The following is a 21,056-nucleotide window of genomic DNA, read 5'->3' on the forward strand; positions in this document are numbered from 1 at the left end:
CGTTTGGATCGCCGGCCGTGGCTACATTCAGCCTTGCTGCTGGTTGTTGCCTTCCGCAGTCAGCTCCTCGAAGGACACGGACTTGTCCGTGACCTTGGCCTTGCCGCACACGAAATTTACCACGTTGTTTTCGAGCACGTAGGCCTCCATCTCGGCCAGGCGCTGCTGGTCGCCGTAGTACCAGCGCATGACTTCCTTCGGGTCCTCGTAGCTCTTGGCGAAGTCCTCGATTTCAGCCTTGATCTGCTCGGGCTTGGCTTCCAGGCCGTTCGCCTTGACGATCTCCGCCAGGATCAGGCCCAGCTTCACGCGGCGCTCCGCCTGCTGCGCGAACATCTCGGCCGGAATCGGCATGTCCTTCGCGTTCGGCATGCCACGCTGCTCGAGGTCGCGGCGAGCCATTTCCACCAGGCGTTCCTGGTCCTGCTCGATCAGCGACTTGGGCACGTCCAGCTCGCTAGCCTTGATCAGCGCTTCCATGACTTCGTCCTTCAGCATGGAATGCGTGCGGCGCTTGACCTCGCGCTCGAGGTTCTCGCGGATGTCGGCGCGCATCTTCTCGACGCTGCCGTCGGTGATGCCCAGCGACTTGGCGAACTCGTCGTTGACTTCAGGCAGGTGGGCCCACTCGACCTTCTTCAGCGTGATGGTGAACTCGGCGGTCTTGCCGGCCACTTCCTTGCCGTGATAGTCCTCGGGGAAAGCCAGCGGGAAGGTCTTGCTCTCGCCGACCTTCAGGCCCAGCGCGGCCTGCTCGAACTCGGGCAGCATGCGGCCTTCGCCCAGCACGAACGCGAAGTCCTCCGCCTTGCCGCCGGCGAATTCGACGCCGTCGATGCGGCCGACGAAGTCCAGCGTCACGCGGTCGCCGTTCTGCGCGGCGGCTTCGGCGCCGCCATCACCATGCTCGCCGGCTTCGCCGCGGGCGTGGTAGTGGACGCGTTGCTTGCGCAGGATGTCGATCGTCTTGTCGATCTCGGCGTCGCTGATCTCGGTCTTGGTGCGGGTCACTTCGGCCGCGGCCAGATCGCCGATCTTGACTTCCGGGTAGACCTCGAAGGTCGCGTCGAACGCGACTTCGTCGTCGGCCACGCCTTCGGTCTTCACTTCGAACTTCGGCTGGCCGGCAACCTTGACGTCCTGTTCCTTCGTGATGTCGAAGAACTTGCGGGCGGCCTTGTCGAAGCGCACTTCGAATTCCACCTGCTGGCCGTACTGCTTCTCGACCATCTTCATCGGCACCTTGCCGGGACGGAAGCCCGACATCTTCACCGTCTTCGACAGGCGAACCAGGCGCTCCTGCTTTTCTTTCTCGACCTCGGCCCGGGGAATGGCCAGGGTCACTTTGCGGTCCAGTTTGCCGAGGTTTTCGATCACATTCGACATGGTCGTCTATCCAATCCAGAAATGTTGTTGTGTTCGCCAGCGCGCTCCGCTTGCATGCACGGCTACCGGCACGCCGAGGCGCGAACGAACAGCTCCGCGCAAACGGAAAACGCGGATTATCGCACGATTTCTATTCCGTTCCGGCAGTTTTTGCCCCATCCGGCGGCGAGGCATCGCTGGCAGGCTCGTCCGCCCGGGCGGTGTCGCCATGCCGCAGTGCCCGCACCAGCAGGCGCGCGGGGTCGAGGGCATCGACCAGATCGCCTTCCAGCGGCAGCGGCTCCCCTTCGATGTGGCTCGCGACGAGCTCGGCGGCGATGGCTGCCCACGTCAGTCCGCGCGAGCCGAAAGCCAGCGCGGCATAGAGCCCCGGCTGGCGTGGCACGTCGCGAAAGCGCGCGCCGCGCAGCGCGACGGCATGGCGCAGCGCCTCGTCCTCGTCGGCCAGCGGCCCGACCCAGGGCAGGCGGTGATGCGATACGGTGCGCTCGCCGACATAGCCGTCGAGGGAGGCGGGATCGATGCGGTCCAGCGCCGGCGCAGTGTCCGGCAGCATGGCGGCGAGGCGCTCCAGGTTGGCCGCATGCACTTCCGCCCGCGCCTCCAGCGGTCCGTCCGGCTCTTCGTAGCTCGATCCGATGCGTGCGATGCCCTGCGCATCGGTGGGCAGCAGATAGCCGGCGCCAGTGACCACGCAGTCGGGCCACCGGCCGAGCGCATCGACGTGGGCCGGCAGCAAGGTGGTCAGCTGACCGCGCACGCGGCGCATCGTCAGGAAGCGTTGCGGCATCAGCCGTGCGGCTTCGTGCGCGTTGGCCAGCACGAGGACCGGCGCGCGGGCCAGCAAGGCCCCCGCCTCGTCCCGCGCGATCCACCCGTCGCCGTCGCGCTCGATGGCGTCGATGCGGCATCCGAAGCGAGCCCGGACTCGGTCGCCGGCCATTGCCAGTTGGGCGCCGCAGATATCGGGCGGCGCGACCCAGCCGCCTTGCCCGAACCACAGGCCGCCACGCGGTACGCCGGCGCCATGGATCGCCGCGGCCTCTTCCGCGTCCATCCAGCGCACGAATGGCGCGGGGAAACCGAGCGCGGTCAGCGCCACGCGCTGCAGTTCGCTCTCCGCGTCGTCGGCGCCGAGCTGCAGCACGCCGCATTCATTCCAGCCGACGGCATGGCCGGCCTCGGACAGTGCCTGCCAGACGCGGCGCGAATAGAGGTTGCCTGCCCGGGACAGGCGCGAGAGCAGGCTGTCGTCCGCCGAGACATGCGGATGCATGGCCGCGGCGCGGTGCGCGCTGGTGACACGGGCGGGACCGTCCTGCGCCTCGAACAGCGATACGGTCCACCCGCGCGCGGCCAGCCGCTCCGTGACGGCGCAGCCGGCGAGCCCCGCGCCCACCACGATGGCGTGCCGCTCGGGCCAGTTCGCCGCGGCCGGGGGCGGATGCCGCCGGCGCGCCCAGTCGGACGGAAAGCGCGCCACCGTCATGTCGCGCTTGCCGCCGAAACCGGGGGCCTTGGCGACCTCGAAGCCCGCCGACGCGAGGCCCCGGCGCACGAAGCCGGCCGCGGTATAGGTCGCCAGCGTCGCCCCGGGGCGCGCCAGCCGCGCCAGCCGCTTCATCACGGATGGCGCCCACATCTCGGCATTGCGCGCGGGCGAGAAGCCATCGAGATAGAACGCGTCGGCGCCCACCGCCAGCTTGGGAAGCAGCGTGTCGATATCGCCCAATGCCAGCGTGAGCACCACGGCGCCCTCTTCGAACGCCATCCGGTGCAGGCCGGGCAGCGGCAACGGCCACGCGGCCCGCAGCTGGGCAGCCATCGGGCCGAGTTCCGGCAGCGCGGCATGGATCGTGGCGAGGCCGTCGCGGGTAAAGGGATGCTTCTCGATGGAGACGAAGTGCAGGCGGCCGCAGCGCCGCGGATCGTCGCGCCATGCCTGCCAGGTCGCAAGAAAATTCAGGCCCTGTCCGAAGCCGGTCTCGACGATGACGAACTGCTCGCGCCCCTGCCATCGCCCCGGCAGGCCATTGCCGCCGAGAAAGACATGCCGTGCCTGCGCCAGCCCGCCTTCGACGCTGTGATAGACATCGTCGTAGCGCGGCGAATAGGGCGTGCCGTCGGGCGACAGCACCGGCTCGGCGGGTTCCAGGGCGCGGGACATGGGACTGCGTAGGGAGTGGATGCGCGACGGCGCCGCGGGCGTCACGGCGCTTCGAAAACAAGGGGAAAGCCGCGGCGGCCGGATGGTAGCATGGCGCCCTGCGCGCGCCAGCGGGCCGGATTACGGGCCGCTGCAAGCACGGTCCCCCGACGCCTTTCGATGGCCCCGGACCGCTGCGCCGCCCCATACCCACCCCGCCATGCTCAGCTACCGTCACGCCTTCCACGCCGGCAACCACGCCGATGTCCTCAAGCACGCCATTGTCGTCGACCTGCTCGACTACCTGACCCGCAAGGACAAGCCCTTCTGGTATATCGACACCCACGCCGGCGCGGGCCTCTACGCCCTGGACCACGCCTACGCCCGCAAGAAGTCGGAGTTCGAGACCGGCATCGCGCCGCTGTGGCAGGCCGCGGCACAGAAGCAGCCGCTGCCAGACCTGCTGACGGCTTACCTCGACCAGGTCCGTGAACTGAATCCGGACGGCAACCTGAAGCACTATCCCGGATCGCCCTGGCTGGCCTGGCAGATGCTGCGCGATGCGGACAGGCTGCGCCTGTTCGAGCTGCACAGCACCGAGATCCAGGTCCTGCGGGACAACTTCCGCGGCGCTGGTCGCAAGGTCATGCTGTACGACGGCGACGGCTTCACCGGCATCAAGGCCATCCTGCCGCCGCCCCCGCGCCGCGCGCTGGTGCTCATCGACCCGTCGTACGAGGACAAGGACGACTATGCCCGCGTGGTCCAGTGCGTGCAGGACGGGCTGCAGCGCTTCGCCACCGGCACCTACGCCGTCTGGTATCCCGAGGTGCAGCGGCGCGAGTCCGTGCAGCTGCCGGTGCAGCTCAAGAAGCTGCCGCTCAAGAGCTGGCTGCATGTGAGCCTGACCGTCAAGCACCCGGTGGCCGGTGGCCTGGGCCTGCACGGCAGCGGGATGTTCATCGTCAATCCCCACTGGACACTGCGCGCCTCCCTGGAGGCAGCGATGCCGAAACTGGTCGAACTGCTCGGCCAGGATGGCGGCGCGCGCTTCACGCTGGAATCGGTGGAGACCTGACAGCCGACAGCCCCGCTTCCCGCGCCGCAGTGCGGCTCCGGGCACACAGTGGGGCTGGATTTCCTGCGCCGGCTTGCGCTACAATCCGCAGCCTCGTTGCGCGGCATGGCACGACAGATCAAGGCGGGCAATCCAGCCGCCTTTTTTGTTTGCGCCATCGTCCACGGCGCGACGGGCACAGCGGCGTCCCGACCGGGACCGCCCGCAAGGACCGCGAGGGTGGCGAAATTGGTAGACGCACCAGGTTTAGGTCCTGACGCCAGCAATGGTGTAGGGGTTCGAGTCCCCTCCCTCGCACCAATCGACTTCCCGATTTCGACAGTATTCCGCGACCCGGCAGGGACCGCGCGGCCATCCTACGGCCGGATGACGATCTGCGGGCTCACCACGATGGCCGGTTCCGCTTCGTAGTACACGGCGCCCGGCGCATGGTGGTAGACCGGCGGACGCCCCTTGCACTTGCGCTCCTCCTTGTACTCCCCGTTGCCCTTCCACTTGCGCTCCACCTTGCAGGGGCCGTCCCAGTACTTTTCCTTGTAGTCGCCGCCCTTCTGCTTGTGGCCATAGCCGTGGCCCGACTCGTCCTTCCATGGGTCGGCATGGGCGGACAGCGCAAAGGCGCCCAGCAGGCAGGACAAGAGCACGGGGACTAGCTTGCGGGTCATGGAGATCTCCTTTGGCGGAAAGGTACCGCCCCCCGCCCGCGAGGCCTGTATCCGAGAAGTTACATGGGTAACACGCCGGTGCCGCCCGCTTCCCTACGTCGAGCGCATCGAAGCATGCCCCGTCGCCCATTCGCGCAGGGCGCCGTGCAACCGGGACGGCCAACCAGGGCCCGTTCCCGAATGATTGAAAGCGGGCGCTGCCGGGATCAGGCAGCGCAGCCGATGCGCCGATGCACCGCTCCCGCGACATCCGACGCGTCTTGGTGCGATGCCGGAGAGGGATTTCTCATCCTGGTGCAGCCCTCCCGCGGATGGTGCCGCGGTGGTCCTGGACACCGCTTGGTAGTGCTTCGTGGGCTTCCCGCAGTGACGTTTGATGCAAGGCCGTGTGGCACATCGCTTGCTTTAGTGTCTCCGACGTCCCTTCCCCACTCAGGAGCCATGCCAGTGAACCGCTTCGCCTCCGCTTTCGCCGCCGTTTCCGACCCGGTTACGACCGCCGCACCACACGCTGCAACCCCCTCCGCCGCGGCGCGTACGCGTGGCGCCCTTCAACGGCGCACGGCAGTGGGCGCGGCCGTTGCGCTCTCGCTGCTTGCGCTGCCCGGTGCCGCGATGGCGGAGAAGGTGCTGCGCATCGGCATGACCGCGGCGGACATCCCGCGCACGCTGGGCCAGCCCGATCAGGGCTTCGAGGGCAACCGCTTCTCGGGCATTCCGATGTACGACGGCCTGACGCAATGGGATCTGTCCAAGAGCAACGGTCCCAGCCTGCTGATTCCGGGCTTGGCTACCGAATGGAAGGTGGACGCCAGCGACAAGACGAAGTGGGTGTTCAAGCTGCGTCCCAACGTGAAGTTCCACGACGGCTCGCCGTTCAACGCCGACGCGGTGGTATGGAACGTGGGCAAGGTGCTGGACAAGACGGCCAAGCAGTTCGATCCCAGCCAGGTCGGCGTGACGGCCTCGCGCATGCCGACGCTGCGTTCCGCGAAGAAGATCGACGACCTGACCGTCGAGCTGGTCACCTCCGAGCCGGATTCCTTTCTGCCGTACAACCTGACCAACCTGTTCATGGCCTCGCCCACGCAGTGGGAGAAGAAGTTCGCCGCGGTGCCGGCTTCGGTCACCGATCCGGTCGAGCGCTCCAAGCAGGCGTGGGTGGCCTTCGCCGCCGATGCCGCCGGTACCGGTCCGTTCAAGATGAGCCGCTTCGTGGCGCGCGAGCGCCTGGAGGTGGTGAAGAACGCGCAGTACTGGGACAGCAAGCGGGTGCCGAAGATCGACAAGGTGGTGATGCAGCCGATGCCGGAAGCGAACGCGCGCACCGCCGCGCTGCTGTCGGGCCAGGTGGACTGGATCGAGGCGCCCGCGCCGGATGCGATCGCGCAGATCAAGAGCCGCGGCTTCGAGGTGTACTCGAACGCGCAGCCGCACATGTGGCCGTGGCAGCTGTCGTTCGCCCCGGGATCGCCGTGGCTGGACAAGCGCGTGCGCCAGGCCGCGAACCTCTGCGTGAACCGCTCCGGCCTGAAGACGCTGCTGGGCGGCTACATGGCCGAGGCGAAGGGCATCGTCGAAGCCGGCAATCCGTGGTGGGGCAATCCGAAGTTCGACATCAAGTACGACCCGGCCGGCGCGCGCAAGCTGATGCAGGAAGCGGGCTTCTCGGCGGCCAAGCCGGTCAAGGTCAAGGTGCAGGTGTCGGCGTCGGGCTCGGGCCAGATGCAACCGCTGCCGATGAACGAGTACGTGCAGCAGAACCTGAAGGAGTGCTTCATCGACGTCGACTTCGACGTGGTGGAGTGGAACACGCTGTTCACCAACTGGCGCATCGGGGCGAAGGATCCCAGCGCGCACGGCGCCAACGCCATCAATGTCAGCTTCGCGGCGATGGACCCGTTCTTCGCGATGGTGCGCTTCGTGAGCAGCAAGACGCAGCCGCCGGTGTCGAACAACTGGGGCTACTTCAGCAACCCCGAGTTCGACAAGCTGATCGAGACCGCGCGCACCTCCTTCGACGAAAAGGGCCGCGACGCCGCGCTGGCACGCCTGCACGCCCGCATCGTCGAGGAAGCGCCCTTCGTGCTGATCGCGCATGACGTGGGCCCGCGCGCGATCTCGAAGAAAGTCAAGGGCGTGGTGCAGCCGCAGAGCTGGTTCATCGACATCGCGACCATGTCGATGGACTGAGCGACGCGCTCGCGCCGCTCCCCGAGCCGCCGCACCGCGGAGCCGGGGGCGGGAGCCCCATCCGCTCCCGTCCCCGTCGACGCCCTCACAACGAGACGGGCCACCCACCATGTCCTACCTGCTTCGCCGCGCGCTCTACGCGCTGCCCATCCTGCTCGGGGTCGCGCTGCTGTGCTTCTCCCTCGTGCATATCGCCCCGGGCGATCCGCTGGTCTCGGTGTTGCCGCCCGATGCCTCCGAGGAATTGCGCCAGCAGCTCGCCGCGCTGTACGGCTTCGACAAACCCTTCGTCGAGCAATTCGTGCACTGGCTGACGCGTGCGCTGCACGGCGACCTGGGCACCTCGATCGCCACCAGCCGTCCCGTGATGCAGGAGGTCGGCACCGCGGTGATCAACTCGGTGCGGCTGGCCGCGGTGGCCACCGTGATCGGCTTCACCTTCGGCTGCCTGTTCGGCTTCGTCGCCGGTTATCTGCGCGATTCGGCCATCGACCGCGCCGCCTCCTTCCTGTCGGTGTTCGGCGTCAGCGTGCCGCACTACTGGCTGGGCATGGTGCTGGCCATCGTGTTCTCCGTGTTTCTCGGCTGGCTGCCGGCCACCGGCGCGGGTCCCGGCGGCTCCGGCGACTGGAGCTGGAACTGGGAACACATCCAGTACATGCTGCTGCCGGCCATCACCATGTCGGTGATTCCGATGGGCATCGTGGCGCGCACCATCCGCGCGCTGGTGGCCGAGATCCTGTCGAACGAATTCATCGTCGGCCTGAAGGCACGCGGGCTGTCCGACCTGGCGGTGTTCCGCCACGTGGTCAAGAACGTGGCGCCCACCGCGCTGTCGGTGATGGGCCTGCAACTGGGCTATCTGCTTGGCGGCTCCATCCTGATCGAGACCGTGTTCGCCTGGCCCGGCACCGGCTTCCTGCTGAACTCGGCGATTTTCCAGCGGGATTTCCCGCTGCTCCAGGGCACGATCCTGATCCTGGCGGTGTTCTTCGTGCTGCTCAACCTGACGGTCGATGCGTTGCAGACGCTGTTCGATCCCCGCATCCAGCGCAACTAGGAGCCCCCCATGGAAATGACGCTCGACAAGTCCGCCGCGCCCGTCGCGGTGGAGCGCTCGCCCGGCTACTGGTCCACCGTTGGCCGCCGGCTGCTGCGCAACAAGCTGGCGATGGCGGCCGCGCTGATTCTGCTGGCGCTGATCCTGCTCGCGATCTTCGCGCCGCTGCTGATGCCGGCCGATCCCTACGCCTCGTCGATCCTGAAGCGGCTCAAGCCCATCGGCACCGAGGGTTATCCGCTGGGCACCGACGAACTGGGGCGGGACATGCTGTCGCGGCTGATCCTCGGGGGACGGCTGTCGCTGTTCATGGGCATCACCCCGGTGCTGATCGCCTTCGTGCTGGGCAGCGCGCTGGGCATCGTGGCCGGCTACGCGGGCGGCTGGACCAACACGGTGATCATGCGCGTGGTCGACATCTTCTACGCCTTTCCGTCGGTGCTGCTGGCCATCGCGCTGTCCGGCACGCTGGGCGCCGGCGTGGGCAACGCGCTGCTGTCGCTGACCATCGTGTTCGTGCCGCAGATCGCGCGCGTGGCGGAAAGCGTGACCACGCAGGTGCGCAACCGTGAGTTCGTCGATGCGGCGCGCGCCTCGGGGGCCTCGTCGCTGACCATCGTGCGCGCCCATGTGCTGAACAATGTGCTGGGCCCCATCTTTGTGTATGCCACCGGGCTGATCTCGGTGTCGATGATCCTGGCCTCCGGCCTGTCCTTCCTCGGCCTCGGCGTCAAACCGCCCGAGCCGGAGTGGGGGCTGATGCTGAACACGCTGCGCACGGCGATCTACACGCAGCCGTGGGTGGCCGCGCTGCCCGGCGCGATGATCTTTCTCACGTCGATCTCCTTCAACCTGCTCGCCGACGGCATCCGCTCGGCGATGGAAATCAAGGACTGACGACCATGCCGCTTTCCATTCCGAATGCCGACCTGGGCGGGCCCGCGCAACCGCTGGTCATCGCGCGCAACCTGGTCAAGCACTTTCCCCTCAAGGGCAAGATCCCCGGCCGCCGCGCCGGCGCGGTGCGCGCGGTCGACGGCGTCAGCTTCGACGTGCTCAAAGGCGAGACCCTTGGCGTGGTGGGCGAGTCCGGCTGCGGCAAGTCGACTACAGCGCGGCTGCTGATGCAGCTGACCGCCCAGGACAGCGGCGAGCTGATCTTCGATGCGCAGGGCGTGGGCTCGGCGCAGTTGCCGCTCAAGCGCTTCCGCAGCCAGGTGCAGATGGTGTTCCAGGACAGCTATTCGTCGCTGAACCCGCGCCTGACCATCGAGGAGTCGATCGCGTTCACCGCCCGCGTGCACGGCATTTCCGCGCGCGAGGCCAGCGAACGTGCGCGCTACCTGCTGGCGCGGGTGGGGCTGGAGCCCGCGCGCTTCGCGGGCCGCTATCCGCACGAGCTCTCCGGCGGCCAGCGCCAGCGCGTCAACATCGCCCGCGCGCTGGTGCTGCGCCCGCGGCTGGTGATCCTGGACGAAGCGGTATCGGCGCTGGACAAGTCGGTGGAAGCGCAGGTGCTGAACCTGCTGCTGGACCTGAAGGCCGAGTTCGACCTGACCTATGTCTTCATCAGCCACGACCTGAACGTGATCCGCTACCTGTGCGACCGCGTGATGGTGATGTACCTCGGCAAGGTCGCGGAAATCGGCGATACCGAGTCGATCTACGCGGACCCGGCCCATCCCTACACCCGCGCGCTGCTCGCCTCGATGCCGTCGATGGACCCGGACCACCGCACCGCCGCGCCGCCGCTGGCGGGCGATCCGCCCAACCCCATCGATCCGCCCTCCGGTTGCAGCTTTCATCCCCGCTGCAGCCTGGCAGAGGCGGTGTGCGGCCGGCGCACGCCCACGCTGTCGGACGCGATGGCGGGACACCCCGTGGCCTGCCTGATGGCCGAGCCCGCCAGCGGCCATTCGCGGCCGCTGGTGCGACAGCCGGCCGCGGCCTTCGCCCACGCCAGCTGAGGAGCGCAACGTGACCGCATCCCCCAACCCCAACGCGATGGTCGCCGTGCGCGACCTGCATGTCGCATTCCAGGCCGGCGGCCGCACCATCCGCGCCGTCAACGGCGTGTCGCTCGAGGTCGCGCCCGGCGAAGCGCTGGCGCTGATCGGCGAGTCCGGCTCGGGCAAAAGCGTGACGCTGCGCGCGCTGATGCGACTGCATCCGCCCCGGCGCACCGCGATGACCGGCGAGATCCGCGTCGAAGGCGCGGACGTGATGCAGCTGGACCCGCGTGGACTGGCGAAACTGCGTGGCGGCACCATGGCCATGGTGTTCCAGGAGCCGCTGCTGGCGCTCGATCCCGTCTACACCATCGGGCAGCAGATCGTCGAGTGCATCCGCACCCATGCCCGCGTGTCCGCGGCCGAGGCGCGCAAGCGGGCCTTGCAGGCGCTGGAGGCCGTGCGCATTCCGAGCCCGGAGCGGCGGCTGGCCGCCTACCCGCACGAGTTGTCCGGCGGCATGCGCCAGCGCGCGATGATTGCCCTGGCGCTCAGCGCGCAGCCGAAGATCCTGCTGGCCGACGAGCCCACCACCGCGCTGGACGCCACCGTGCAGATCCAGGTGCTGATCCTGCTGCGCGAGCTGCAGCGCGCGCTCGGCCTGTCCATCGTGTTCGTCACGCACGATATCGGCGCGGCCGTCGAGATCGCGGACCGCGTGGCGGTCATGTACGGCGGCCGCATCGTCGAGGAAGGCCCGATCCGCACGATCCTGCGCGACGCGCGCCACCCGTACACCATCGCGCTGCTGCAAAGCCGTCAGCACGGCATGGACCGCGGACAGCGGCTGGTCGCCATTCCCGGATCGCCGCCCGACCTCGCCGCCCTGCCGCCGGGCTGCAGCTTCGCGCCGCGCTGCGCGCACGCGCGGGCGGAATGCCTGCAGGGCGTGCCGCCCGCCGTATCGGTCGGCGACGGGCATCGCGTCAGCTGCGTGCTGGCCACCGCGCCGGAAGCGGCGCGGGCGGTAGCCTGAGCACCGTGCGGGCGGCCCGCTCCCTCACGTAGACATGCCACCCTCCGGCCCCACGGGCCGGACCGCAAACCCCATAGGACTTCCATGCGCTTCGCCTCCCACCCTTCCCGCTCCTTCATGCCCTTCCCCGAGGCCGAGGTGGCACACGCCGCCACGGGCCCGCTGCAAGGGCTGAGCTTCGCCGTCAAGGATCTGTTCGACGTGGCGGGCTACCCCACCGGCGGCGGCAATCCGCATGTGCTGGCGATGTCGGGCATCAAGACATCGACCGCGCCGGCGGTGCAATGCCTGCTCGATGCCGGTGCCGCCTTCGTGGGCAAGACCCAGACCGACGAGCTGGCCTTCTCGATGAACGGCAAGAACGCGCATTACGGCTCGCCGGTCAACGGGGCCGCGCCGGAACGCATCTCCGGCGGCTCCTCGTCCGGCTCCGCCTCGGCAGTGTCGCACGGACTGTGCGACTTCGCGCTGGGCACCGACACCGGGGGCTCGGTGCGCGCGCCGGCCAGCCATTGCGGCCTGTTCGGCATCCGCCCCACGCATGCGCGCGTGTCGCTGGCGCAATGCATGGCGCTGTCCGACAGCCTGGATACCTGCGGCTACTTCGCGCGGGATATCGGCACCTTCGCCCGCGTTGCGGACGTGCTGCTCGGCGCGGACCCGCGCGCCCTGCCGGCCGCGCCGCGCCTGCTGCTGGCCGAGGACCTGTTCCGCCTGCCGACCGAGGGCGCGCGCGAGGCGCTGATGCCGGTGGTGGCAAGCATCGAGTCCGCGCTCGGCAAGGGCACCGTGGTGACCGCGGCGGATCGCCCGATGGACGATCTCTACTGGGCCTTCCGCTATGTGCAGGGCTGGGAGGCGTGGGTCAGCGACGGCGAGAAGATCGAGCAATACGGCTTGCAGCTCGGGCCGGATGTCGCCGCGCGCTTCGCCTTCTCCAAGGCGGTGACGGCCGGCCAGTATGCGGAGGCGACCGAGGTGCGGCGCGCCTTTACCGCGCACCTCGCCGCGCTGCTCGGCCACGACGGCGTGCTGCTGATGCCGACGATGCCCGATATCGCGCCGCGCTCGGACGCCGCGGGGCAGACGCTGGAGGACTATCGCAACCTGTCGGTGCAGATGCTGTGCCTGGCCGGCCTGTCCGGCTTTCCGCAGGTCAGCCTGCCGCTGGCCCGCCGCGACGGCGCGCCGCTCGGCGTGTCCCTGCTCGGTCCGGCCGGCAGCGACCGCAGCCTGATCGCGTTCGCCGAACGCGTGGTCGCCGCGGTATGCTGATCGTGCGCCCGCAGGGCCCGACGCGCCAATAGACGACAGACGACAAACAACAGACGACAGGACCTCCATGACCCGCATCCGTATCCAGGCCGGTGGCTACCAGTTCATCGCCGAAACCAACCCCGACGCGCCGAAAACCGTCGAGGCGTTCATGAAGCTGCTGCCCTACCGGGAAAAGCTGATCCACGTGCGCTGGAGCGGCGAGGGCTGCTGGATTCCGCTCGGCGAATTCCAGCTCGGCGTCGACTTCGAGAATCACACCAGCCATCCGTCGGTGGGCGACATCCTGTTCTATCCCGGCGGCTACAGCGAGACCGAGATCATCCTGGCCTATGGCAGCTGCTGCTTCGCCAGCAAGATGGGACAGCTGGCGGGGAACCACTTCCTGACCATCGTCGAAGGCAAGGAGAACCTGCGCGCGCTGGGCACCAAGGTGCTGTGGGAAGGCGCGCAGGAGGTCGAGTTTTCGTTGCTGTGAGGACTTGACGCGCCTGTTTGCTCCCTCTCCCGCCGGCGGCAGAGGGAGCAAACCTTACCGTGCCAACACGCCTTCGCCGCCTTCCGGCTTCTTCACGCGGAACCACGCCGCGTACAGCGCGGGCAGGAACAGCAGCGTCAGCACGGTGGCGATGATCAGGCCGCCCATGATGGCGACCGCCATCGGCCCCCAGAACACCGAACGCGATAGCGGGATCATGGCCAGCACCGCCGCGGCCGCCGTCAGGATGATCGGGCGGAAGCGCCGCACCGCGGCCTCGACGATGGCGTTCCAGGCCGGCACGCCATCGCGGATGTCCTGCTCGATCTGGTCCACCAGAATCACCGAATTGCGGATGATCATGCCGACCAGCGCCGTGATGCCAAGCTGCGCGACGAAGCCCATCGGCGCGTTGAGCAGCAGCAGCGTCGCGGCGGCGCCGATCAGGCCCAGCGGACCGGTCAGGAACACCATCACCGAGCGCGAGAAGCTGTGCAACTGCAGCATCAACAGCGTGAAGATGATGAACACGCACAGCGGCAACTGCGCCGCGATGGACGCCCCCGCCTTGCCGCTTTCCTCCTCGGCACCGGCCACCGTGATGCGGTAGCCGGGCGGCAACTGCGCGCGCAGCTTGTCGAGCTGCGGATTGATCTGCGCGGTCACGGTGGGCCCCTGGATGCCGTCCACCACGTCCGACTGCACGGTCACGCCGAAATCGCGGTTCTCGCGCCATACCATGCCGGGCTCCGAACGGATGCCGATGCGCGCGACCTGGGTGAGAGGCACAGTCCGCCCGCTGGCGGTCGGCACCTGCGCGTTGTTCAGGTCGGTCAGCGCATCGCGCTCTTCCTTCGGCGCACGCATCACGATATCGATCAGCTTGTCGCCGTCGCGGTACTGCGCCACGGGCGCGCCGGTCAATACGGTCTGCGTGACGCGGGCGATGGAGTTGGTGGTCACGCCCAGCGCGCGCGCCTTTTCCTGGTCGATGTCCAGCCGCAGTACCTTGACGTTCTCGTTCCAGTTGTCGTTGACGCCGACCGTATTGGGATTCGCGCTCATCACCGCCTTGACCTCGTCGGCGAGCTTGCGCACCGTCGCGGCGTCCGGGCCGATCACGCGGAACTGCACCGGATAGGGCACGGGCGGCCCGTTGGGCAACAGCTTGACGCGGCCGCGCAGATGCGGGAACTCGCTGGCGAGCAGCGCGATGATGCGCTGGCGCACCGGCTCGCGCAGTTCCACGTCGTTCGGCAACACGATGAATTGCGCGACGTTGCTCTGGGGGAAGATCTGGTCCAGCGGCAGATAGAAGCGCGGCGCGCCGGTACCGATAAAGGCGGTGACGCTGCCCACGTCGGCATCGCGGCGCAGCGCGGCCTCGAAGCGCTTTGCCTCCGCTTCCGTCTGCGCGAAGCTGGCGCCCTCCGGCAGCCACATTTCCACCATCAGCTCGGGGCGGCTCGAATCCGGGAAGAACTGCTTCTCCACGAAGCGGAAGGCGAAGATGCCGAGCGCGAAGGCGACCAGCGTGATGGCGATCACCGTCTTGCGCCAGGTCACGCACCAGTCCACCGCGCGGCGGAAGCGCGCGTAGAACGGCGTGTCGAACACCTCATGATGTCCCGCGTCGCCGGCCGGGCGTGTCTTGAGCAGCAGATAACCCAGGTAAGGCGTGAAATACACCGCCGCCAGCCACGACAGCACCAGCGCCAGCGCGGTTACCGCGAAGATGGCGAAGGTGTATTCGCCCACCGTGGACCGCGCCAGGCCCACCGGCAGGAAACCCGCCGCCGTGATCAGCGTGCCGGTCAGCATCGGCATCGCGGTGGACGTGTAGGCGAAGGTCGCCGCCTCCATCTTGGAGAAGCCCTCCTCCAGCTTGCGCACCATCATCTCGACCGCGATGATCGCGTCGTCCACCAGCAGCCCGAGCGCCACGATCAGCGCGCCCAGCGAAATCTTGTGCAGGCCGATGCCAAAGATGTTCATGAACAGGAACGTCACCGCGAGCACCAGCGGGATGGTCAGCGCCACCACCAGGCCGGGCCGGATATCGAGCCGCAGCGGTTTGGTGTGCAGGCCCAGCGAGACGAAGCTCACGCCCAGCACGATCACCACGGCCTCGATCAGCACGCGCACGAACTCGCCCACCGAGCGCTGCACCGCCTGCGGCTGGTCCTGGACCTGCTCCATCTCGATGCCGACGGGCAGCTGGTTGCGCAATACATTGACCCGCGCGCGCAGGTTCTCGCCCAGTTCGATGATGTCGCCGCCCTTGGCCATCGAGATACCGAGGCCGATCACGTCCTTGCCGTTGAAGCGCATGCGCGTCTGCGGCGGGTCGATATAGGCGCGGTAGACGTGAGCGATGTCACCCAGGCGGATATTGGCCGCTCCGTTGGGGCCGCGCAGCACCAGATGCTTCAGGTCGTCGACATTGGCGAACTGGCCGGAGACGCGCACCTGCACGTTGTCGGTCGGGGTCACCAGCACGCCGCTGCCCGTCAGGTTGTTCTGCTGGGCGATCTGGTCGGCGATGCCGTTGATGTCCAGACCCAGCTGCGCAAAGCGCGTCTGGTTGAACTCGATGTAGATCTTCTCGTCCTGCAGGCCCAGCATCGCCACCTTGGCGACCGAAGGCACGCGCAGCAGCTCCTGGCGCACCAGGTCGGCGTACTCGCGCAGTTCCTTGTAGGTGAAGCCGTCCGCCGACAGCGCGTAGATCGAGCCGTAGACATCGCCGAACTCGTCGTTGAAGAACGGGCCGCGGACACCGGCAGGCAACGTCGAGGCGATATCCCCCACCTTCTTGCGCACCGTGTACCAGATCTGCGCCGTGTCCTTGGCGGGCGACGAATCCGCCAGCTGGAAGATCACCGTGCTCTCGCCGGGCTTGGAGAAGCTGCGGATCTTGTCGGCATAGGGCACTTCCTGCAGCTGCCGCTCGATCTTGTCGGTGACCTGCACAGCGATCTGCTCGGCGGTGGCGCCGGGCCAGTACGCCTGCACGACCATCGCGCGGAAGGTAAACGGCGGGTCCTCGTCCTGGCCCAGCTGGAAGAAGGCCAGCAGGCCGGCGAGCAGCAGCACCACCAGCAGATAGCGCGTGAGCGCCTGGTGCTCCAGCGCCCAGCGCGACAGGTTGAATCGGGAATGCTCCATCGCCGGTGCCCCTTCAACCGCCCGGGGCGGAGGCCGCCACGGCTTGCATCGGCCGGACCTTCTGGCCGGGCTTGAGCAGATGCACGCCGGCGGTGACGATGGTCTGGCCGGGGGCCAGGCCCTGCGTCACCACGATGTCGTTGCCCTGCGGCTCGCCCAGGGTGACGGGCACGGGGCGCACACTGCCGGACTGCGCGTCGTAGACCCACACCTGGTTGCGCCCCTGCTCCTGCAGCAGCGCGGTCAGCGGCACGCGGATCGCCGGCGTGGCGCCGTTGCGCACGAAGGTCACCACGGCGGTCATGCCGATCTTCAGGTCGGCGGGCGGGTTCGGCACGGTGATGCGGGCGGCGTAGGTGCGCGTGACCGGATCGGCCGCGGGAGAGATTTCCCGCACGCGTCCCGGCATGACGCGGTCGGGCGCGGCCCAGGTGCGCACGGTCACGTCCGCAATGCCCCGCAGCTGGTCGACCTGGTCCTCGGGCACGCCGATCGCAACTTCCTTTTCGGCGGTCTGCGCGACGCGGATCACCGACTGGCCGGGCGAGACCACCTGCCCGACTTCTGCATCGACGGCGGTCACCACCCCGTCCGCATCCGCAAGCAGCACGCCGTAGCCGGTCTGGTTGGCCTGGGTGCGCAATGCGGCCTCGGCCTGCTTCACGCGCGCCTCGGCCGCCTCGTAGGTCGCGCGGCGGCGATGCTGCTCGGCGGCGCTGATGAAGCCCTTGGCGAACAGATCGTTGTAGCGCTTCAGGTCGGCTGCGGCGAGGTCGCGATCGGTGCGCGCCGATTCGAACTGGGCGCGCGAGCCGGCCTCGGCCAGGGTCAGGTCGGTGGGATCCAGCCGTGCCAGCGGCTGTCCCCGGCGCACGGTGGCGCCGACATCGACCAGGCGCGCCGCGATCTTGCCGCTGACGCGGAAGCCCAGCCGCGATTCGATGCGGGGCCGCACCTCGCCGGAATATTCCCAGGCGGTCTGGCCGCGGGCCGGTTCCAGCTGCATCAAGCGCACCGGCCGGATCACGGGCTCGGGCTCGGATGTCTTGCCGCACGCGGCGAGCAGACCGGCAAGCCCCGCGAAAGCGAGCGCGGCGACGGCGGCGGCGCCGGGCTGGCGGCGATACGGTACGGAATGGGCAATGGCGGCCGCGACTTCCGGCCCTGGGCGAGGCACTGGCATGGGTTGCATCTGTTCCGGTGAAACGGCATGGCGGGGCGCGGCCAAACAGCAGGACGGCAATAAATAACCGGCCGGTCAGCAATATATCGAGCCGCTCCGTGTGCGTCAAACGCGGCGCGACAAACGGCGGGCGTAACGGCATGGGCGGCGCTCCGAGAGCGCGGATCGACCCGTGGGCGGGCATGGCAGCCGGCGCCCAGGCGCCCCGGGACACGTTCGTCGTGTGGTTAAATGCTCGCCCATATTGCCCGCCCCTGCAGCCCCGATGCCCCAGCCCCAAGCGCCCGCCAGTGCGGCGACGCCGGAATTCAACGTCGACCACTACGAGAACTTCCCGGTGGCCAGCATCCTGCTGCCCCGCCGCTTGCGGCGATCGGTCGCGGTGATCTATCACTTCGCCCGCACCGCGGACGATCTGGCGGACGAAGGCGACGCCGCCCCCGCCGAACGCCTGGCCGCGCTGGCCGACATGGCGGCCGCGCTGGACCGCATCGGCGCCGGCGAGGATCCCGGCACACCGGCGATGCGCGCGCTGGCCGGCGTCATCGCCGAACACGCGCTGCCGCTGCCGCTGTTCCACGATCTGCTGGACGCCTTCCGGCAGGATGTGACCGTACACCGCCACCCCGACTGGGACAGCCTGCTGGACTACTCGCGCCGCTCGGCCAATCCGGTGGGCCGGCTGATGCTCCATCTGTACGGCGCGGTCAGCGCCCAGCGGCTGGCCCAGGCCGATGCGATCTGCACGGGCCTGCAACTGGCCAACTTCTGGCAGGACGTGGCGATCGACCACGCGCGGGGCCGCATCTACCTGCCTGCGGACGCGATGGCGCGCCACGGCGTGGACGAGGCCGCGCTGGCCGCGCTGGCCGCGCAGCGCTGCGACGCGCGCTGGATCGCGCTGATGCGGGAGCTGCAGATGCGCACGAGGGCGATGCTACAATCCGGCGCTTCGCTCGCGCTGACGCTGCCGCCCACGCTGGAGAAGCGCATCGGCTGGGAGCTGCGGCTGGTCGTCCAGGGCGGCCTGCGCATCCTCGAACGGATCGAGATGGCCGGCTTCGACGTCTTTCGCCACCGGCCCAAGCTCGGTCCCGCGGACTGGATCGTGATGCTGTGGCGCGCGGCGCGGATGCGGCGGCCCTGACGGCGGCGCCGCCACCGGTTTCCCAGCGCGAACGACCGCCCCCACCTACCGAGCCAGAGACCGGCGTGACGCCCGATCAGTACTGCCAAGACAAAGCGGCCCAGAGCGGCTCCAGTTTCTACTACAGCTTCCTGTTCCTGCCGCAGGAGCGGCGGCGCGCGATCACCGCGCTGTATGCCTGGTGCCGCGAGGTCGACGACGTCGTCGACGATAACCACGACACCGGCGTCGCGCAGCAGCAGCTGGCCTGGTGGCGCGCGGAACTGGCCAGGCTGTTCTCCGGCGCACCCACCCATCCCGTCACCCAGGCCCTGCAACCGCATCTGGCTCCGTGCGGCCTGACCCAGCCGATGATGGCCGAGGTCATCGACGGCATGGAAATGGACCTGACGCAGACGCGCTATCTGGACGAAATCGCGCTGGACCGCTACTGCCACTGCGTGGCCGGCGTGGTCGGCACCATGAGCGCGCGCATCTTCGGCTATACCGATCCGCGCACGCTCGAGTTCGCCGAGAAACTTGGGCTGTCCCTGCAGCGCGTCAATATCATCCGCGACGTTGGCGAGGATGCGCGCCGCGGGCGCATCTACCTGCCGGTCAATACGCTGCAGCGCTTCCAGGTTCCGGCGTCCGAGATCCTCAACGGCAAGCATTCGGAGCGCTTTGTCGCGCTGATGCGCTATCACGCGGACAAGGCGCGCGAACTGTATCGCGAGGCCCTGGCGCTGCTGCCGCGCGAAGACCGCCGGGCCCAGCGCGCGGGGCTGCTGATGGGGGCGATCTACCAGACGCTGCTCGACGAGATCGAAGCCAGCAACTTCGAAGTCCTGCACCAGCGCATCTCGCTCACACCGATGCGCAAGTTGTGGATCGCATGGAAGACGTGGATCCGCAACCGCTGATCCCCGGCACCGGCGGCAGCATCGGCATCGTCGGCGGCGGCTGGGCCGGCATGGCCGCCGCGCTGGAACTGGCGCAGGCGGGGCGGCACGTGCATGTGTTCGAGGCCGCGCCGGTGCTCGGCGGGCGCGCACGCCGCGTCGCGCGCGCGCATCCGCAGGTGGCGGGCGAGCTGGACAACGGCCAGCATCTGCTGCTCGGCGCCTACCGCCACACGCTGGCGCTGATGCGCCGCGCCGGCGTCGATCCCGACGTCGCCTTCCTGCGCCTGCCGCTGCAGATGGCCTATCCCGACGGCTGGACCCTCGAAGCCCCGCGCTGGCCGGCGCCGCTGCATCTGCTCGGCATGGGCCTGCGGGCGCGGGGCATCTCGTGGTCCGAGCGCGCCGCGCTGGCGCGCGTGCTGAGCGAAGTGCGCGCCGGCGAACGGGGTGCACGGCCGCAAACGGTGGCTGCCTGGCTATCGACCACGCCCTGCGCGCTGCGCGATCGCCTGTGGTATCCGCTGTGCGTCGCCGCGCTCAATACGCCGCCGGAACAGGCCGACGCCGCCGTGTTTCGCCGCGTGCTGCGCGACAGCGTGTTCGCAGCGCGCAGCGACAGCGATATGCTGGTGCCTCGCCTGGACCTGAGCCGCGTCTTTCCGGAGGCCGCCGCCAACGTCGTGCGGCAGGCCGGCGGCACGGTGGCGACCGGCGCCACGGTACGGGCCCTGTCGCGCGATGGCGCCCGTGGCCACGGCTGGGTCGTGCATACGGCGAGCGGCGCCACGCACGTCGACAGCGTCGTGATCGCCACTGCGCCGCGCCCCGCCGCGCGCCTGCTGGCGCCGCTGCGGGAACAGGCGAGCGCGCTCGCGCCGACGCTGGCCATGCTCGACGGCTTTGCCTACGCGCCCATCGTCACGCTGCACCTGAACGTCGGCGCGCTGCGGCTGCCCCGCCCTTTCCTCGCGCTGGACGCCGGCGCCCAGGCCCCCGCCCAGTTCGTGTTCGACCGCGCGGCGCTGGGCAACGGCGGCGCAGCGCACGACAATGTCTGGTCGGTGGTGATCAGCGCCGCCGATGCCGAGGGCGATCTCGAACAGCCCGAACTCGCGCGGCGGGTGCGCGCGCAACTGGCACGGCAGCTCGCGCCCTGCCTGCCGCAAGCCAATCGCCTCGCGCAGCCGCGCGGCGACTTCGTCATCGCGGAGCGCCACGCCACCTTCCGCTGCGTGCCGGGGCTGGCGCGCCCGCACAACCGCACCGGCGTTGCCGGCCTGCTGCTGGCCGGTGACTACACCGACGGTCCCTATCCGGCCACGCTGGAGGCGGCCATGCTGAGCGGCTCCGCCGCGGCCGCGCTGTGCATGCAAGCCGAGCCCTGATCCCGCCGCTCATCCCGCCAACC

At 68.9% G+C, this 21,056-nt stretch carries 16 protein-coding genes and 1 tRNA gene; 12 read left to right on the forward strand and 5 right to left on the reverse strand.

Going from position 1 to position 21,056, the window contains the following annotated elements; genetic code table 11:
* Nucleotides 1-27: 27 nt before the first annotated feature.
* Entirely contained in the window at nt 28-1,386 is a 1,359-nt protein-coding gene (gene tig / locus LDO27_RS08855) for a trigger factor (RefSeq protein WP_222201158.1), read from the reverse strand.
* A gap of 130 nt (nt 1,387-1,516) precedes the next feature.
* Nucleotides 1,517-3,553, reverse strand: a complete 2,037-nt coding sequence (mnmC, locus tag LDO27_RS08860; protein WP_224041219.1) for a bifunctional tRNA (5-methylaminomethyl-2-thiouridine)(34)-methyltransferase MnmD/FAD-dependent 5-carboxymethylaminomethyl-2-thiouridine(34) oxidoreductase MnmC — start codon at nt 3,551-3,553, stop codon at nt 1,517-1,519.
* A 199-nt stretch (nt 3,554-3,752) separates the two neighbouring features.
* On the opposite strand from mnmC, the gene LDO27_RS08865 reads away from it, so the two are divergent.
* Together LDO27_RS08865 and LDO27_RS08870 are read left to right on the forward strand one after the other, a co-directional pair.
* Nucleotides 3,753-4,610, forward strand: coding sequence for a 23S rRNA (adenine(2030)-N(6))-methyltransferase RlmJ (locus LDO27_RS08865; protein WP_224041220.1), 858 nt, complete (start codon nt 3,753-3,755; stop codon nt 4,608-4,610).
* A 213-nt stretch (nt 4,611-4,823) separates the two neighbouring features.
* Nucleotides 4,824-4,910 (forward strand) — tRNA-Leu (locus LDO27_RS08870).
* Nucleotides 4,911-4,966: 56 nt separating this feature from the next.
* Here the strand turns inward: LDO27_RS08870 and LDO27_RS08875 are convergent.
* Nucleotides 4,967-5,275 carry a hypothetical protein gene (locus tag LDO27_RS08875; protein ID WP_224041222.1) on the reverse strand — a complete coding sequence of 103 codons (309 nt, stop codon included), beginning with the start codon at nt 5,273-5,275 and terminating at the stop codon, nt 4,967-4,969.
* Between the two features lie 615 nt (nt 5,276-5,890).
* Between LDO27_RS08875 and LDO27_RS08880 the strand changes: the two genes are divergently transcribed.
* The 7 genes from LDO27_RS08880 to LDO27_RS08910 all read left to right on the forward strand — a co-directional run bounded on the left by LDO27_RS08880 (nt 5,891) and on the right by LDO27_RS08910 (nt 13,266).
* Nucleotides 5,891-7,468, forward strand: a complete 1,578-nt coding sequence (locus LDO27_RS08880) for an ABC transporter substrate-binding protein (protein ID WP_224042496.1) — start codon at nt 5,891-5,893, stop codon at nt 7,466-7,468.
* Between the two features lie 109 nt (nt 7,469-7,577).
* Entirely contained in the window at nt 7,578-8,528 is a 951-nt protein-coding gene (locus tag LDO27_RS08885) for an ABC transporter permease (protein ID WP_224041224.1), read from the forward strand.
* Between the two features lie 9 nt (nt 8,529-8,537).
* A complete protein-coding gene (locus LDO27_RS08890; RefSeq protein WP_222201163.1) occupies nt 8,538-9,425 on the forward strand; it encodes an ABC transporter permease in 888 nt (295 codons plus the stop codon).
* A 5-nt stretch (nt 9,426-9,430) separates the two neighbouring features.
* On the forward strand, nt 9,431-10,495 hold the full coding sequence (locus LDO27_RS08895; protein ID WP_222201164.1) for an ABC transporter ATP-binding protein: 1,065 nt from the start codon (nt 9,431-9,433) through the stop codon (nt 10,493-10,495).
* A gap of 37 nt (nt 10,496-10,532) precedes the next feature.
* Nucleotides 10,533-11,513 carry an ABC transporter ATP-binding protein gene (locus LDO27_RS08900; RefSeq protein WP_224042498.1) on the forward strand — a complete coding sequence of 327 codons (981 nt, stop codon included), beginning with the start codon at nt 10,533-10,535 and terminating at the stop codon, nt 11,511-11,513.
* 84 nt (nt 11,514-11,597) lie between these two features.
* Nucleotides 11,598-12,788 carry an amidase gene (locus LDO27_RS08905; RefSeq protein WP_224041226.1) on the forward strand — a complete coding sequence of 397 codons (1,191 nt, stop codon included), beginning with the start codon at nt 11,598-11,600 and terminating at the stop codon, nt 12,786-12,788.
* Between the two features lie 67 nt (nt 12,789-12,855).
* Nucleotides 12,856-13,266 carry a DUF3830 family protein gene (locus LDO27_RS08910; protein ID WP_222201166.1) on the forward strand — a complete coding sequence of 137 codons (411 nt, stop codon included), beginning with the start codon at nt 12,856-12,858 and terminating at the stop codon, nt 13,264-13,266.
* Between the two features lie 54 nt (nt 13,267-13,320).
* Here the strand turns inward: LDO27_RS08910 and LDO27_RS08915 are convergent, their stop codons facing one another.
* Complete coding sequence (locus LDO27_RS08915; protein WP_224041229.1) at nt 13,321-16,434, reverse strand: efflux RND transporter permease subunit; 3,114 nt, start codon at nt 16,432-16,434, stop codon at nt 13,321-13,323.
* A gap of 13 nt (nt 16,435-16,447) precedes the next feature.
* Nucleotides 16,448-17,617, reverse strand: a complete 1,170-nt coding sequence (locus LDO27_RS08920; RefSeq protein ID WP_224041230.1) for an efflux RND transporter periplasmic adaptor subunit — start codon at nt 17,615-17,617, stop codon at nt 16,448-16,450.
* A 265-nt stretch (nt 17,618-17,882) separates the two neighbouring features.
* Here LDO27_RS08920 and hpnC point away from each other — a divergent pair, with 265 nt between their 5' ends.
* The 3 genes from hpnC (at nt 17,883) to hpnE (ending at nt 21,033) form a co-directional block, all read left to right on the forward strand.
* The gene (gene hpnC, locus LDO27_RS08925) at nt 17,883-18,764 is read left to right on the forward strand and encodes a squalene synthase HpnC (protein WP_224041232.1); all 882 of its coding nucleotides are present in this window, start codon (nt 17,883-17,885) and stop codon (nt 18,762-18,764) included.
* 65 nt (nt 18,765-18,829) lie between these two features.
* Nucleotides 18,830-19,666 (forward strand): presqualene diphosphate synthase HpnD, encoded by an 837-nt coding sequence (gene hpnD / locus LDO27_RS08930; protein WP_224041234.1) that lies wholly within the window; start codon nt 18,830-18,832, stop codon nt 19,664-19,666.
* The gene (gene hpnE / locus LDO27_RS08935) at nt 19,639-21,033 is read left to right on the forward strand and encodes a hydroxysqualene dehydroxylase HpnE (protein ID WP_224041236.1); all 1,395 of its coding nucleotides are present in this window, start codon (nt 19,639-19,641) and stop codon (nt 21,031-21,033) included. The genes hpnD and hpnE overlap by 28 nt, the downstream gene beginning before the upstream one ends.
* Nucleotides 21,034-21,056: the final 23 nt, after the last annotated feature.

This window comes from Cupriavidus respiraculi, from assembly GCF_914271545.1.
Taxonomy (GTDB): domain Bacteria; phylum Pseudomonadota; class Gammaproteobacteria; order Burkholderiales; family Burkholderiaceae; genus Cupriavidus; species Cupriavidus respiraculi.

Coding starts and splice junctions, on each gene's coding strand:
- LDO27_RS08915 (WP_224041229.1), bottom strand. CDS start 16,434: ATGGAGCATTCCCGATTCAACCTGTCGCGCTGGGCGCTGGAGCACCAG.
- LDO27_RS08865 (WP_224041220.1), top strand. CDS start 3,753: ATGCTCAGCTACCGTCACGCCTTCCACGCCGGCAACCACGCCGATGTC.
- LDO27_RS08910 (WP_222201166.1), top strand. CDS start 12,856: ATGACCCGCATCCGTATCCAGGCCGGTGGCTACCAGTTCATCGCCGAA.
- LDO27_RS08885 (WP_224041224.1), top strand. CDS start 7,578: ATGTCCTACCTGCTTCGCCGCGCGCTCTACGCGCTGCCCATCCTGCTC.
- LDO27_RS08905 (WP_224041226.1), top strand. CDS start 11,598: ATGCGCTTCGCCTCCCACCCTTCCCGCTCCTTCATGCCCTTCCCCGAG.
- LDO27_RS08895 (WP_222201164.1), top strand. CDS start 9,431: ATGCCGCTTTCCATTCCGAATGCCGACCTGGGCGGGCCCGCGCAACCG.
- hpnE (WP_224041236.1), top strand. CDS start 19,639: ATGGAAGACGTGGATCCGCAACCGCTGATCCCCGGCACCGGCGGCAGC.
- hpnC (WP_224041232.1), top strand. CDS start 17,883: ATGCCCCAGCCCCAAGCGCCCGCCAGTGCGGCGACGCCGGAATTCAAC.
- LDO27_RS08880 (WP_224042496.1), top strand. CDS start 5,891: ATGGCGGAGAAGGTGCTGCGCATCGGCATGACCGCGGCGGACATCCCG.
- LDO27_RS08900 (WP_224042498.1), top strand. CDS start 10,533: ATGGTCGCCGTGCGCGACCTGCATGTCGCATTCCAGGCCGGCGGCCGC.
- mnmC (WP_224041219.1), bottom strand. CDS start 3,553: ATGTCCCGCGCCCTGGAACCCGCCGAGCCGGTGCTGTCGCCCGACGGC.
- LDO27_RS08890 (WP_222201163.1), top strand. CDS start 8,538: ATGGAAATGACGCTCGACAAGTCCGCCGCGCCCGTCGCGGTGGAGCGC.
- tig (WP_222201158.1), bottom strand. CDS start 1,386: ATGTCGAATGTGATCGAAAACCTCGGCAAACTGGACCGCAAAGTGACC.
- LDO27_RS08920 (WP_224041230.1), bottom strand. CDS start 17,617: ATGCCAGTGCCTCGCCCAGGGCCGGAAGTCGCGGCCGCCATTGCCCAT.
- LDO27_RS08875 (WP_224041222.1), bottom strand. CDS start 5,275: ATGACCCGCAAGCTAGTCCCCGTGCTCTTGTCCTGCCTGCTGGGCGCC.